The sequence below is a fragment of the Thalassobacillus sp. B23F22_16 genome, from assembly GCF_043496955.1.
GTDB lineage: Bacteria > Bacillota > Bacilli > Bacillales > Halobacillaceae > Thalassobacillus > Thalassobacillus devorans_A.
In genome coordinates this window covers 43,711-56,102 of the sequence record NZ_JBIEKD010000013.1, presented here as the reverse complement: position 1 = coordinate 56,102, position 12,392 = coordinate 43,711, and the positions used below count along the sequence as shown (strand labels likewise).

At 44.4% G+C, this 12,392-nt stretch carries 14 protein-coding genes and 2 riboswitches; of the genes, 5 read left to right on the top strand and 9 right to left on the bottom strand.

Annotated elements, in window-relative coordinates; all coding sequences use genetic code 11:
* Positions 1–53 precede the first annotated feature (53 nt).
* Positions 54–1,310, top strand: coding sequence for a M48 family metallopeptidase (locus ACGTNI_RS11660; protein WP_394462564.1), 1,257 nt, complete (start codon positions 54–56; stop codon positions 1,308–1,310).
* Between the two features lie 41 nt (positions 1,311–1,351).
* Here the strand turns inward: ACGTNI_RS11660 and ACGTNI_RS11655 are convergent, their stop codons facing one another.
* From ACGTNI_RS11655 to ACGTNI_RS11640, 4 genes are all read right to left on the bottom strand, one after another.
* Positions 1,352–2,374, bottom strand: a complete 1,023-nt coding sequence (locus ACGTNI_RS11655; protein WP_394462562.1) for an LLM class flavin-dependent oxidoreductase — start codon at positions 2,372–2,374, stop codon at positions 1,352–1,354.
* A 135-nt stretch (positions 2,375–2,509) separates the two neighbouring features.
* Positions 2,510–3,247 (bottom strand): gamma-glutamyl-gamma-aminobutyrate hydrolase family protein, encoded by a 738-nt coding sequence (locus ACGTNI_RS11650; RefSeq protein ID WP_394462559.1) that lies wholly within the window; start codon positions 3,245–3,247, stop codon positions 2,510–2,512.
* A 19-nt stretch (positions 3,248–3,266) separates the two neighbouring features.
* Positions 3,267–3,575, bottom strand: a complete 309-nt coding sequence (locus ACGTNI_RS11645; RefSeq protein ID WP_085506485.1) for a hypothetical protein — start codon at positions 3,573–3,575, stop codon at positions 3,267–3,269.
* Positions 3,576–3,591: 16 nt separating this feature from the next.
* A complete protein-coding gene (locus tag ACGTNI_RS11640; RefSeq protein WP_394462557.1) occupies positions 3,592–4,962 on the bottom strand; it encodes a TRAP transporter large permease subunit in 1,371 nt (456 codons plus the stop codon).
* A 242-nt stretch (positions 4,963–5,204) separates the two neighbouring features.
* Here ACGTNI_RS11640 and ACGTNI_RS11635 point away from each other — a divergent pair, with 242 nt between their 5' ends.
* The 3 genes from ACGTNI_RS11635 (at position 5,205) to ACGTNI_RS11625 (ending at position 7,903) form a co-directional block, all read left to right on the top strand.
* Positions 5,205–5,951 carry a GntR family transcriptional regulator gene (locus ACGTNI_RS11635; protein WP_394462555.1) on the top strand — a complete coding sequence of 249 codons (747 nt, stop codon included), beginning with the start codon at positions 5,205–5,207 and terminating at the stop codon, positions 5,949–5,951.
* A 234-nt stretch (positions 5,952–6,185) separates the two neighbouring features.
* The gene (locus ACGTNI_RS11630) at positions 6,186–7,565 is read left to right on the top strand and encodes an acyclic terpene utilization AtuA family protein (protein ID WP_394462553.1); all 1,380 of its coding nucleotides are present in this window, start codon (positions 6,186–6,188) and stop codon (positions 7,563–7,565) included.
* A gap of 14 nt (positions 7,566–7,579) precedes the next feature.
* On the top strand, positions 7,580–7,903 hold the full coding sequence (locus ACGTNI_RS11625) for a DUF4387 domain-containing protein (protein WP_394462551.1): 324 nt from the start codon (positions 7,580–7,582) through the stop codon (positions 7,901–7,903).
* 106 nt (positions 7,904–8,009) lie between these two features.
* Here the strand turns inward: ACGTNI_RS11625 and ACGTNI_RS11620 are convergent, their stop codons facing one another.
* From ACGTNI_RS11620 to ACGTNI_RS11600, 5 genes are all read right to left on the bottom strand, one after another.
* Positions 8,010–8,546 (bottom strand): DMT family transporter, encoded by a 537-nt coding sequence (locus ACGTNI_RS11620; protein ID WP_394462549.1) that lies wholly within the window; start codon positions 8,544–8,546, stop codon positions 8,010–8,012.
* A 12-nt stretch (positions 8,547–8,558) separates the two neighbouring features.
* Positions 8,559–9,254 carry a Crp/Fnr family transcriptional regulator gene (locus ACGTNI_RS11615; protein ID WP_394462547.1) on the bottom strand — a complete coding sequence of 232 codons (696 nt, stop codon included), beginning with the start codon at positions 9,252–9,254 and terminating at the stop codon, positions 8,559–8,561.
* 17 nt (positions 9,255–9,271) lie between these two features.
* Positions 9,272–9,697, bottom strand: coding sequence for a DMT family transporter (locus ACGTNI_RS11610; RefSeq protein ID WP_062443098.1), 426 nt, complete (start codon positions 9,695–9,697; stop codon positions 9,272–9,274).
* A gap of 153 nt (positions 9,698–9,850) precedes the next feature.
* Positions 9,851–10,270 (bottom strand): disulfide oxidoreductase, encoded by a 420-nt coding sequence (locus ACGTNI_RS11605; RefSeq protein WP_394462545.1) that lies wholly within the window; start codon positions 10,268–10,270, stop codon positions 9,851–9,853.
* Positions 10,263–10,952 carry a DsbA family protein gene (locus ACGTNI_RS11600; RefSeq protein ID WP_394462543.1) on the bottom strand — a complete coding sequence of 230 codons (690 nt, stop codon included), beginning with the start codon at positions 10,950–10,952 and terminating at the stop codon, positions 10,263–10,265. Before ACGTNI_RS11600 ends, ACGTNI_RS11605 begins: the two co-directional genes overlap by 8 nt.
* A gap of 213 nt (positions 10,953–11,165) precedes the next feature.
* Here ACGTNI_RS11600 and ACGTNI_RS11595 point away from each other — a divergent pair, with 213 nt between their 5' ends.
* On the top strand, positions 11,166–11,882 hold the full coding sequence (locus tag ACGTNI_RS11595; RefSeq protein WP_394462541.1) for a sulfite exporter TauE/SafE family protein: 717 nt from the start codon (positions 11,166–11,168) through the stop codon (positions 11,880–11,882).
* Between the two features lie 76 nt (positions 11,883–11,958).
* Positions 11,959–12,073, top strand: a riboswitch (TPP riboswitch).
* Positions 12,074–12,283: 210 nt separating this feature from the next.
* Positions 12,284–12,386, top strand: a riboswitch (TPP riboswitch).
* Positions 12,387–12,392: the final 6 nt, after the last annotated feature.

Sequence of the window (12,392 nt, the reverse complement as noted above, 5' to 3'; positions counted from 1 at the left end):
TTCATTTTTTTGAACATAAGATAGAAGTAGTACAAGTAGTGGAGGTGTGCGTTGTGAGAAAGCGGTTTGTGCTTTGGACTGCCGGTATCTATATCCTTTATGCCCTCATTATGGGGGCTTACTTATTCTGGTGGGCTGATTTTGGCGTGCCCGAAGCTTACGAGGGGACCGGGGCAGATCCGGCTACATTCATGACAGATCGACAGCTTGAACTGAGCCAGGACTATTCCCGCTATCAATCCATGTTGTATTTCCTTGGCCTGCCCCTGGAGTGGATGATTTACCTCGGCGTCCTGGTTTTTGGGGTATCACGACTGTTCAGAGATTTCGGTGAACGTGTGTCCCGCTTTATGTTTATCAATATTCCCATTTATGTACTGCTGCTGTCCACATTGACATGGCTGCTGACATTCCCGCTGGATTACGCGAGACGGACCCTGTCGGTCAACTATGGGATCGGGACACAAAGCTTCACGGGATGGATGCGCGATCAATTGATCAGCTTCTGGATCGGTACACTTATTATGGCACTGCTCATTACGGTCCTTTATATGTTAATCCGGCGCTTTCAAAAACGCTGGTGGTTATATGCCTGGATATTGATGATTCCATTTATGATTTTTATGATGTACATCCAGCCGGTTGTCATCGACCCGCTTTACAATGACTTTTCCCGGTTGAGCAATCCTCAGCTGGAAGAAAAAATACTGGCGATGGCCGAACAAGCGGAGATCCCGGCGGACCGTGTTTATGAAGTTGATATGTCCGAGAAAACTAACGCCATGAACGCTTATGTCAATGGCATTGGGTCGAACCTTCGTATCGTATTGTGGGATACGACCTTGAATAAACTGGACGAATCAGAAGTGCTGTTCATTATGGCGCATGAAATCGGCCATTATGTAAAAAACCATTTATTATGGATGTTGATAGGATCTATTGCCGTCACGTTCGGTGGATTATACGTCGGTTATCGTATTTTCCATGTGGTTATTAACCGGTGGGGAAACATATGGAAGGTAAAAGGGGTTACGGATGTCGCGTCTCTTCCAGCGCTGCTCTTGATTTTTTCTTTGTTGTCCTTTATTGCTAACCCGGTGGAACTCGCTGTCTCGCGAAGTGCCGAGAAGTCGGCTGATGAATATGCGATAGAAATGACACAGGATAGGGAGGCCGCCGTGGGGTCGTTTCAGCAATTGACCGTCACATCGCTCAGCGATGTCAACCCGCCTGCCCTGGTAAAATACTTGCGTTACGGGCATCCGACGATGATGGAAAGAATAGCGATGCTGGAATCCTATCAAAAATGATAAAAGAAGAGCCAGGCTGCTGTTGAGCCTGACTCTTACTATTATTTTTCATTCATGATGTCTGCCACAATTTCAAATGAACGCAGACGTTTCCCGTGATCATAGATTTGAGAAGTAACCATAATCTCATCCGCTTTTGTTTCCTCAATAAATTCTTCCAGCTTCCGCTTCACTGTTTCTCTGCTGCCGATGATCGAAGCACCCAGCTGTTGTTGTAATGCAGCATGTTCATGCGGCGACCACAGTTCGTCCATATTATCCACTGGAGGCTGCAATGGTACTTCATCGTTGCGGATCAGGTTCAGGAATTGCTGGTAAAGGGAAGTCGCCAGATATTCCGCTTCCTCATCTGTTTCCGCAGCAACTACATTCAAGCCCATCATGGCGTGAGGTTCTTCAAGCGCTTCTGAAGGCTGGAAGTGTCGGCGGTATAAATCAAGCGCTGCCAGCGTATTGTTTGGTGAAAAGTGACTGGCAAACGAGAATGGCAAACCGAGCTGTCCGGCAAGCTGTGCGCTGAATCCGCTGGAGCCAAGCAGCCAAATTGGAATGTCCAGCCCTTGTCCAGGTACGGCACGGATCGGCTTTTCGCTAACAGCTAATGCAGGATCGAAATAAGCCCTTAATTCCTGGAGAAGCTGAGGGAAGTCCTGTCCATCGCTTCTTCGTCCTCTTCTAAGGGCCTGAGCGGTCAGTTGATCCGTTCCGGGAGCTCGTCCCAGTCCAAGGTCAATCCGTCCTGGATAAAGCGACTCCAGGGTGCCGAAATGCTCAGCAATAATCAGAGGAGCGTGATTAGGGAGCATGATGCCACCGGAGCCGACCCGGATGGTAGATGTATTTTCAGCGACATGACCAATGATGACAGAAGTAGCCGAACTGGCAATGAACGGCATATTATGGTGTTCTGCCAGCCAATAGCGGTTGTATCCCAGCTTTTCTGCTTGCTGAGCCAAATCTACTGTATTTTTGAAAGCATCCCGCGGTGTCCCGCCTTCAATGATGGGAGCCAAATCCAGTACGGAAAACGGCATTTCCTGTAATGTTTTATATTCAGAAGACATGTTATTCCACTTCTTTCTATCAAAGTTTGAATCTTAAAACATACGTACAGTTTAACAATTACAGGAAACGGGCACCAAATAAAATGTTTCATGCATTAAAAAAGTACAAAGGCAACGCGCCTTTGTACTTTTTGACTAAACCTGGGAATTCCGATAGGCTAGTGCTGCATCTTTGAAAGGTTGAAACAGCAAGGACCATCTTTGTTCCTTTTTATATAGTTGTTCCGGGTGGAATTGCAGGCCGATTAACCACCTGTCTTCTACACTTTCAATGGCTTCGATCAACTGATCGTCTTTGGACCAGGCGACAGGTTTCAGGCCTTTGCCTGTCTGGCTGATGACCTGACGATGGCGTGAATTCACTTGTAATGGCTTATTGCCGATAATATTTGCCAGGTAAGAAGAACTATCGAGCTCTAAACCATGAACAGGAAGAGAGCCCTCAAGTCCTTTTACCTCCTGGTGGTGGTCGTTGTTCTTGAGGTTTTGTAGATTTCCTCCAAACACTTCATTGATCATTTGCATGCCCCGGCAGACACCAAGTACAGGCATCCCACTCTCTACAGCCGCTTTCAAAAACTGTTCTTCAAAAGCGAACCGTTTGCTGCCCGTTTCCCGAAGGCGGGTAGAGGCAGACAACGGTTTACTTAAGTTTAAATAGCCACCGCCGGTCATGATAAGACCATCCAGCTTTTCCAGGTAGTCAGGAACATTACCCGCATTACTCAATACCGGAATTAATACAGGATTCATATCATGCTCTTCTAATGCTTGTATATAGTCACGCTCCACATATAACAAAGGATGATGAGGGTATAGGTCGTCCTCTTTCCCCTCGTCCATGTGGACAGTGACACCAACCCAAGGTTTCAAAACGTTTCACCTCGTTTAATTACATCGCTTCCTCTACACGTGCATTTTGAATTTCCTTATCTGCTACTTCTTTTGATTCAGATTTTAGTGTCAGGCTGTGTTCTTTTGCAGCATAGGTATGGACAATACCCACTACCATCGCTATGGCAGCGAACCGGATGCCCCAGCTCATCATGTTTCCTGCCAATACAGCAACAGACTCACCGGCACTGCCGCCGATGACAAGGGAAGCGCCAAACATGACAGCAGTCAACAGTCCAAGGGACATCGTCAAAAAAGCAATCCAGGCATATAGATTAGCGAAAAGATTAGTAATCGTTTTTTTCATTATACACACCTCCGGGTTATAGTCCAAAAATCGGAAGGACACCAGTCAATAAGATGATACTTAACACCACATGGAGCAGTATCCAAATAATCGCGAGCTTCGAGGTTTCTTTGAATCCAGACCCTGCAATCCCCATGGCGACAAAAAGCCCGAGTGCCAGCGGTGGAGTCATTCCTTCCAGTGCGCCGGTCATGGCAGGAAGCATGAGGGCAAATAGTACCGGATCTCCTCCAAGGGCACCAAACGCACCAATCATGGCACCGCCAAGGATAGCGATTTGTGCGGAACCAGGAAGCACCATGCCAAGCAGCATGAAGAAAAACGGCAGAATCAGAATCATCACTGGAATCGTCATCCCCATCGAAACAAACCAGTTGCGGATAACTTCTTCCATCTGCATGCCGATGAATACCTGGGAAGTGGCGTACGCCATGTAAATGGTGATACCGATCGGAACTACTTGGGGCAAGGAGTCTTTGAAAACTTCAATCAGTCTGTCCATATGAGAGCGTTTCGTGTTGAAAAAAGCTTTCTTTCCAATTCCGATCGCATAGGCACCTGCTATCGCAGGGGTGAACATAAGAACCGATGCAGAAAAAGCGTCCGATCCATCCGCTCCAATACGAGCAGTGATCAGGTCTTTGAACTGAGCATCAGCAAACAGTGGTACAAAAATCAATGCAGGCAAAACCAGTGCCGGCCAGCCGATACGGAGGCTTTTGTTGAAAGACGGGAGTTCTTTTTTCGCAATGGGTTGTACTTTATAGTACTTGCAAAGCCCCCATAACGTGAGCCAGCGCTGAACGAAGAACCATAAGCCGATACCATAGGCAGCGATGATCCACTGGCTGAGGGTAATACTGCCAGGGTTGACTTCGTTCAATATTCCAAAGGTTAACAGGACAATTCCGGACGGAGGGATAATATTCCCGAGCATACTGGAGGACATTTCAGTTGTAGCAGCTAATGGGGCAGGGTAACCTGCTTTCTTCATAGTCGGAATGGTGAATACTCCGGTAGCTGCCACGTTTCCAGGACCAGTACCGGAAAGAGAGGCCATGAACGTGCTTCCTAATAAAGAAACATAACCAGCCCCGCCTCGGAATTTTCCTACAACGGACAGCATGAGATTGATGATGCGTTGAACTACTTTGGTAGCATCAAATAACACAGCAACCACCATAAATGCGAAGATGGCATAAAATAAGCTGCTGGTTGATGGATAAAGAAGAGCGGACCACATGATATCCAACTGGCCGGATATCAGGACGATGAAAAAGAAGGAAAGTGTCATGACTTCGTACATCGGACGCTTAAAGCCAATGAACAGGACAGCAACAAAAACAATCAAGCCGATCAAGTAAAACATCGGTAAAGGGATTCCCATACGTACACCTCCATAAAAGCGCTTTCAGTTAATGGTAAAAATAAAAGTTTTGACGTTAACACTATTTCAACTGGTTATAACATGTAATGTATTTTCGATTATATCAGATTATTAATAATTATCAAACAATTTTTTAAAAAACTTGTGTATTACTATAATTTAACAGCGTAATAGTTTTATCTGGTCATAAATGTTGTTATAATCAGTGCATACAACTATTAGAGAATGATGGTGAGGAAATGTTGGATATCAAACGAGATCGCTCGACTCCGCTTTACATACAATTGAAAAACATCATAGCAGATAAAATAAACGCTGGGGAATGGGCGCCGGAACAGCAGATACCTTCCGAACGGGAACTCGGGAAGGATTATGAAGTCAGCAGAATAACCGTCAGGCAGGCGATCGATCTGGCGGTGAATGAAGGCCTGTTATATCGTACACATGGTAAAGGGACGTTTGTAGCAACACCTACGATCAAGCAGGAACTAAGCAAGGTGGATAGCTTTCAATCTACTTTATCCCAGCAAGGACTGGTGGCATCTACTGATATCGTTAAAGCTGAAATGACAGTGACAGATTTGCAGCTTGGTACGTTATTAGGGGTTGATATGATAGACAGCCTTTATAACCTGCAACTGGTCGGGTATGGGGATGAATTGCCGATAGTATTCTACGACAGCTTCTTTCCAATAGATATCGGTAAACAGGTGATTGAAGCAGCCAGGGAGGAAAAGAAAGCGGGAAGACCGTTTACGACATTAGATTTATATAAAAATATAGGAGCCATATCGCCGACCCATAGTAAGCAGACGTTTGAATCTGTGCTTTCCGATGATCGGCTTGCAAAAATATTAAGATTGGACGAAGTAACACCCATCTTTAAAGTGACATCGATCATTTATGCTGAAGACAGAGCAATCGAATACCGTACTTCTTACTATAAAGGTGATAAATACAAATTTTTCATAACAAGATCCATCCAGTGAACCTATTAAACATAGGTTCTTTTTTTGATGGATACTCTTAAATGATTCAGGAATTTAATAGATTCCAGTGCCCCGCCCTACGTGGTGGTTATCCTGATGGTCGGGGCAATAAATAATGATTGAAAATAACAATTTTAAAATTCAGAATTGACAAACAAATTTAGATGTCTTATACTCGGTTCAACTGGTTATAACATGTCATACACTTTTATTTTCCGAAAGGGGAACTTTTACATGAAAGAGCAACTTCGCATTGTGTGCCCGAATGGCCACTTAGGATTCGCACCCACGAAAGAAGAAAGTTTTAAAATAGCAGCGGCTACGAAACCGGATTATTATTGCTGTGATTCCGGAAGTGATGATATCGGGGCAACTGCCCTTGGAGCTGACCGTTCCGTCAGCATGCGTAAATGGCAGAAACATGACCTGGAATTAATGCTTCTTGCCGCACGAGAACAGAATGTACCTATGCTTGTCGGATCAGCAGGAGACTCCGGATCCAACAGCCGTGTTGATATGTATGTAGATTTAATCAAGGAGATTGCAGCGGAACATAATCTTCCTCCTTTTAAAATCGGATATTTTTACTCAGAAGTCGATAAGGAAGATGTGAAAGGTAAAATAGATCAGGACGTCATCATCGAGGGGCTGGATGAACGCCCACCGCTTTCGAAAGAAGAAGTCGATAAAACAGAACGTATCGTCGGAGTTGCAGGCGTCCACCCTTACATCAAGGCATTGGATATGGGAGCGGATGTTGTCATTGGCGGTCGCTCCAGTGATTGTGCCATTTTTGCAGCACCAGCGATCAGGGAAGGCTTCCCGGAAGCACAATCATACTATCTTGGGAAAGTTCTTGAATGCGCTTCCTTTTGTGCTGAACCTTATGGTGCCAAGGAAAGTGTCGTCGGAACGATTAGCCATGAAGATGTAAAAGTCACGGCGATGCATCCGAACCAGCGCTGTACAATTGCCTCTGTAGCGGGCCATGCCATGTATGAACGTGCCAACCCTTATTTTGAATATGTCGCAGGCGGCATGCTGGATATGACCAATTGCAAATATGAGCAGTATGATGAGAAGACGACACGCATCACTGGCATGGAGTTTGTTCCAGTGGAAGGAAAAGTGAAAGTCAAATTAGAAGGTTCCGGTAAAAATGGTGAAAAATATATTGGAATCGCCGGTGTCCGGGATCCTTATACCATTCAAAACATCGATAAAGTAGTAGAGATGGCAGAACAGCAAGTGGCTGAGGAGTTCAAAGACCAGGATTATAAGATCAGCTTCCGTGTCTTTGGTAAAAACGGTGTCATGGGCGACCTTGAGCCGGTAAAAGAAATCAAATCCCATGAGTTGTGTATAGTCGTGGAAGGGATTGCTGAAACAGCCGAAGAGGCAGAAGCACTGACATTATTCGGCACCCGGCAGATATTCTACGCACGCCTTCCAGAGGTGAAAGGTACAGCTGGAACAGCCGCATTCATTGTCGATGATGTCTTACCTGCAACAGCATCCTACTCCTGGACCATGAACCACACCATGCCAGTCGATGATCCGTTGGAGTTGTTTGATGTACGTACAGAAATGATCGGCGAACCAGTAAAGGCCTAAGAGGAGGAATGGAAATGAAGACAAGTACTTTAAATGAACTGGCAAAAACCATTCGCAGTAAAAATGCCGGTACCGATAAAATTACGTTTGATATCATTTTTAAAGAAAAAGATACCTATGAGATGGTGAAGAACAGTAAATCGATCAACAGGGAAAAGCTTGCTTCCCTGTACAATATCGAAGAGGACCGGATTACTGATTTTGTCGAGTATGACCCGGCCAATGCCATTAAATTCACGATCCGTCGGTTTGCACCAAGCGGAGACCCTGGAGAGGGAGATATCTTCGGGTCACAGCAATATCCGCCATTATTGGGCATCGAAGTACCGGTACAATAGAGCCAAATGAAAAAGAAGCCGTTCCCCAGAGACGGCTTCTTTTTTCACTGTCTAGGAATTATAAAATTCGCTCTTTTCTGCTCCTAAACACGAGAGGACTACATCTTTAGGACCTTTCCTGATAAAATTCCTGTTTAGCCGAGTAGGAAGCCTGCTTTCTTTTAAAAGAAGCTGACTTTCCTGCTTCCTGTTCACGCTTGTTCTCACTGGTCTGTTTCTCCAGCTTGTAGACAAGAACTCCGCCGATTAATAAAGCAATTCCGAGCAGCTTCTGCCAGGAAAGGGCAGAAGCTTCAAACCCAAACCAACCGCCTGTATTAATAATAAAAGCTATCACAATTTGCGAAATAAGTGCAATTGAAATGGCGTAAGCCGGGCCAATCAAAGTTACCCCTCTCATTAAAAAGAAAACGATCCCTACGCCAAATACTCCCCCAAACAAAAATACAGGATTCACATTTCCAAATTCTAAAATGCTTTTTTTCTCGATGGAATAAAAGACGGGTAATGAACAGATAAGCCCTAGCCCCAATACAAGAGAAGTCGTTGCCCACGGACCTGTTTTTTCACTAACTCTGGCATTGAATACATTCTGCAGGCTGATTAAAATACCTGCAATAACCGCTAATAACACTCCAGTCATTGATGTTCCTCCTTATTCATAGATGTTCCCTTTTGCAAGGATGCTGAGCTTTTCCAGGTCTTTAATAGCAATCGAGCCATTAGCCCGTTCAATGATATTGTCAGACGCCATCTTCTTTAACACACGATTTAAATGACGATAACTGGTGCCTAACCATTCAGCCAGCTCCATTAAATTCGATGTATGCATTTCCTGATGGAAAATCGTTCCTTCACTGACGGAGGAAATCGATAATAAATAGCTGGCGAGCCGCACTTCCACCGGGTAAAGCATGTTAAGGTTCGTGGTATGGGCTTCGGTATAAAACTTTCGGGCTAACGTTTCCAGTAAAAAACGTGTAAATGGCGGGTGATCTTGTTCCAGATTCGCCAAATCGGCAAATGACGCTGCAAGCATCACGCCATCCGTTACAGCCTCAACGGAATTGAACACCGTATTTCTTTTGACATACTCCACATCTCCGATGAGCTCCAGAGGACGCTTGAACCGGTTGATTAATGATTTTCCTTCAGGAGTAAGCGTAAAGATTTTTATTTTCCCATCCACCAGAATATAGAGTTCCTCCAGCTCGTCGCCTGCTGAGAATAACACATTTCCTTTCTTGAACTGATAAACCTTCATTAGGGGTCTGAAATGCTCTGGAAAGACCTTACTAAGCTCATAACGCTTGATATAGACTTCTGCATCAGCGGTTTTGAATTCTTTCACCGTTTACACACCTTCTTTTACAATTGAAAAAGAATAACACCGGCAAGCATCATCGTTAGCCCGAGTCCTTGCCGCAGCGTAATTGGAATTCTCTTTTCCCCGAACCATCCTTGTGATTCTATAATAAACGCCGTTCCTATCTGTGCAACGAGAAGGATAGCAATAGCTGCGGCAGGGCCAATACTGTGAATGGCTGTCAACTCTGAAAAAACGACAATGACACCAAATGACCCTCCAATTAAATATAGAAATGGAACGTTTCTAAAGCTCTTTCCTTTTCCATCTCTTACTTTTATATAAATAATCATAGCGATTGTAAAGGCTACGATATGGACCATTACCGTCGTATGCCATCCACCAATCGCATCGCTCATTCTTGCGTTGAATATTCCCTGCATCGTGATACAGATTCCTCCAAGCAGGGAAAATAAAGCACCTTTCATCCTTCATCCTCCTTTTCTGCATTTATTTAAAAGGAAGTTGAAAGTTTTGGAAAGGACATATGTCCTAAGAGTCATACATTCTTTAAAACAGCTTTCCCATTACCACAAAAAATAAGCTCAGAGCATCTGTGTCAGGCTCTAAGCTTAAAAAGTTTATTTCTTCCTTGCGATGAATAAGAAAATTGTAGTCAGTGTAAAGGCAAGGAGTGCCAGGAAAGGGATCGTAATGAACCCTAGCCAGTTGATATATTCCGCACTGCAAGGAACACCGCCGACGCAAGGTTTGATGCTCGCAAATCCAGGGACTTTTTGCTCCATATAATGAAAAATGGAAACCAGTCCGCCAATGATGGAAAGCGGCAAGGCATATTTAATGATGCTGCGGTCATTCAGGAAAGTCGCGATACCAAGAATAATGCTGAGCGGGTACATGAAAATCCGTTGTACCCAGCATAATTCACACGGAATGAACTCTCTTATTTCACTGAAGTAAAGGCTGCCTAACGTAGCAATGACAGCAGCGAGCCATGCCAGATAAAGAAAAATTGGCTGACCATTCGTTTTCTTATTCATTGCTTTCCTCTATCGCCTTTTCAATTTTCGTAGAGATTTCTTCATAATTAAATGGATCTTCCACCATGTCGCCATTGATCATGATGGTCGGTGTAACCTGGACGCCATGTTCCTTGACCAGGTTGTCATCTTTTTCCACTTCCTGCTGGATCTCTTCAGAGTCCATATCTTCGTTCATCTGTGCGGTATCAATAGATGGCACGCTATCTTCCGCTACTTCAATGATCTTTTCTTTCGTCAGCCAGCCTTCCTCATGCTCTTCCGGCTGGGCTTCATATAACGCTTTGGAAAAATCCCAGAATGCATCAGGGTCCTGTTTATAAACCGCTTCGCCTGCCGAGGATGCAAGCTCGGAGTCCTCGCCATGGAATAGCACATTGATATACGTGAAGTTGGCATCTCCGGTGTCAATGTAATCCTGTTTTACCAGGGGAAATGCCTGGTCGCTCCATACTTTACATGCCGGGCACAAGTAATCTCCAAATTCCACGATTTCAACCGGTGCATCCGATTCCCCGATTGTCGGGTGACCATCGATTGCCGGAGCATCACCGCCGGAAGAAGCCGTATCGCTTTCACCGCCATTGCCATTATTGTCTAACATAACAAAAGCAGCGATCAGTCCAATGACTACGACCGTCAGTATTACAATAAACTTCATGGATCCTTTGTTTTCCGCCATAATTACACTCCTGTATCTATGTAGATATTTTTATTTTAAACCAAAACCAATAACATCAACATGTTATCATAGAAAGACATCATTCACGCGAAAAAATATTGATATTTTTTGACAATCTTCTTTGATTATATACTTTCTATACATTGGTGAAAAGGATGCTGTCTTGCTATAAAGCAAAAGGAAGTTTAAAAGTCTCAGACAGAAGGTGTTTATGTGGATTCCCTGCTCGTATTCATAGTCATTATTCTTATTGCTTCTATTTTACAAACGAGTACCGGCTTCGGCTTTTCCATCATGGCGACGCCGTTTTTACTATTTCTATTTGAACCCAGAGAGGCTATCCAGATTAATCTGGCACTTTCTCTTGTCATATCTGCTGTGTTGATCAGAAAAATCAGCCAGGATGTCGACCTCGGTGTGTTAAAAAGATTCGTGATCGGAAGTGTGGGAGGGCTTCCTGCTGGTATCCTCCTGTTTCTGCTGGCAGATATGACGAAATTGAAGCTCGGTATCAGCATCGTCATTTTAGTGTTGACCGTACTTTTGATCTTTCGGTTCCGAACCCATCAGTCTCTACAAAGGGACTTTGTAGTAGGAGGCTTATCGGGGGCGATGACGACCAGTATCGGTATGCCCGGACCGCCAATTCTCCTTTACTTTTCCGGTACCGATACGAATAAGGAAAAACTGCGCGCAACGACACTTGCTTTCTATTTATTCATCTATTTGGTTAGTTTAATCATTCAAGTGGTATTCGCAGGAACTAATTTGGAGGTGTGGAAAGCGAGTGGGCTTGCTTTACCGGTGGTGTTTGCCGGACTCATTCTGGGGCAGCTGTTGTTTCATAGGATTAGCCAGCGGCTGTTTCGGGTGGGAACCTATATCATTCTACTTTTTACCGGTATGTACTTGTTGTTGGAAAGCCTGTAAACAATCAATAATAGCTATTGAAAGCGCTGACGGATCTTTGCTATGATATATATGTAACATTCAAATGAATAACTATGAACACTACTAGGGGTGCCCTGAATGGCGGGCTGAGAGGAAAGCGCGTAAAGCTTTCCGACTCTTATAGACCTGATCTGGTTAGTACCAGCGGAGGGAAGTAGTCGGAAGATACGTCTATTTTCTTTTAACCTACCAAGTCAGGTCCTCTGAGGATCTGGCTTTTTTCATTTCAGACACCCCCGGTAGAGAAAGGAGGAAGAAGATGAACCGGACGCTTCTGTTTACGACGATGGCGGTGTTTGTAGCTATCGGTACGTCATAAAAATCAGGTAAGATCAATTATTTCATTCTGTAAGAAGAGTTTCTTAAATAACCCATTTACGGAAAACTGCTAGGGGCGCGTTCAGCTGAGATAAGGAATCTTTCCTTTGTCCCTTGGAACCTGATCTGGATAATGCCAGCGCAGGGAAGTAGGAGAGGACTAACTTCATT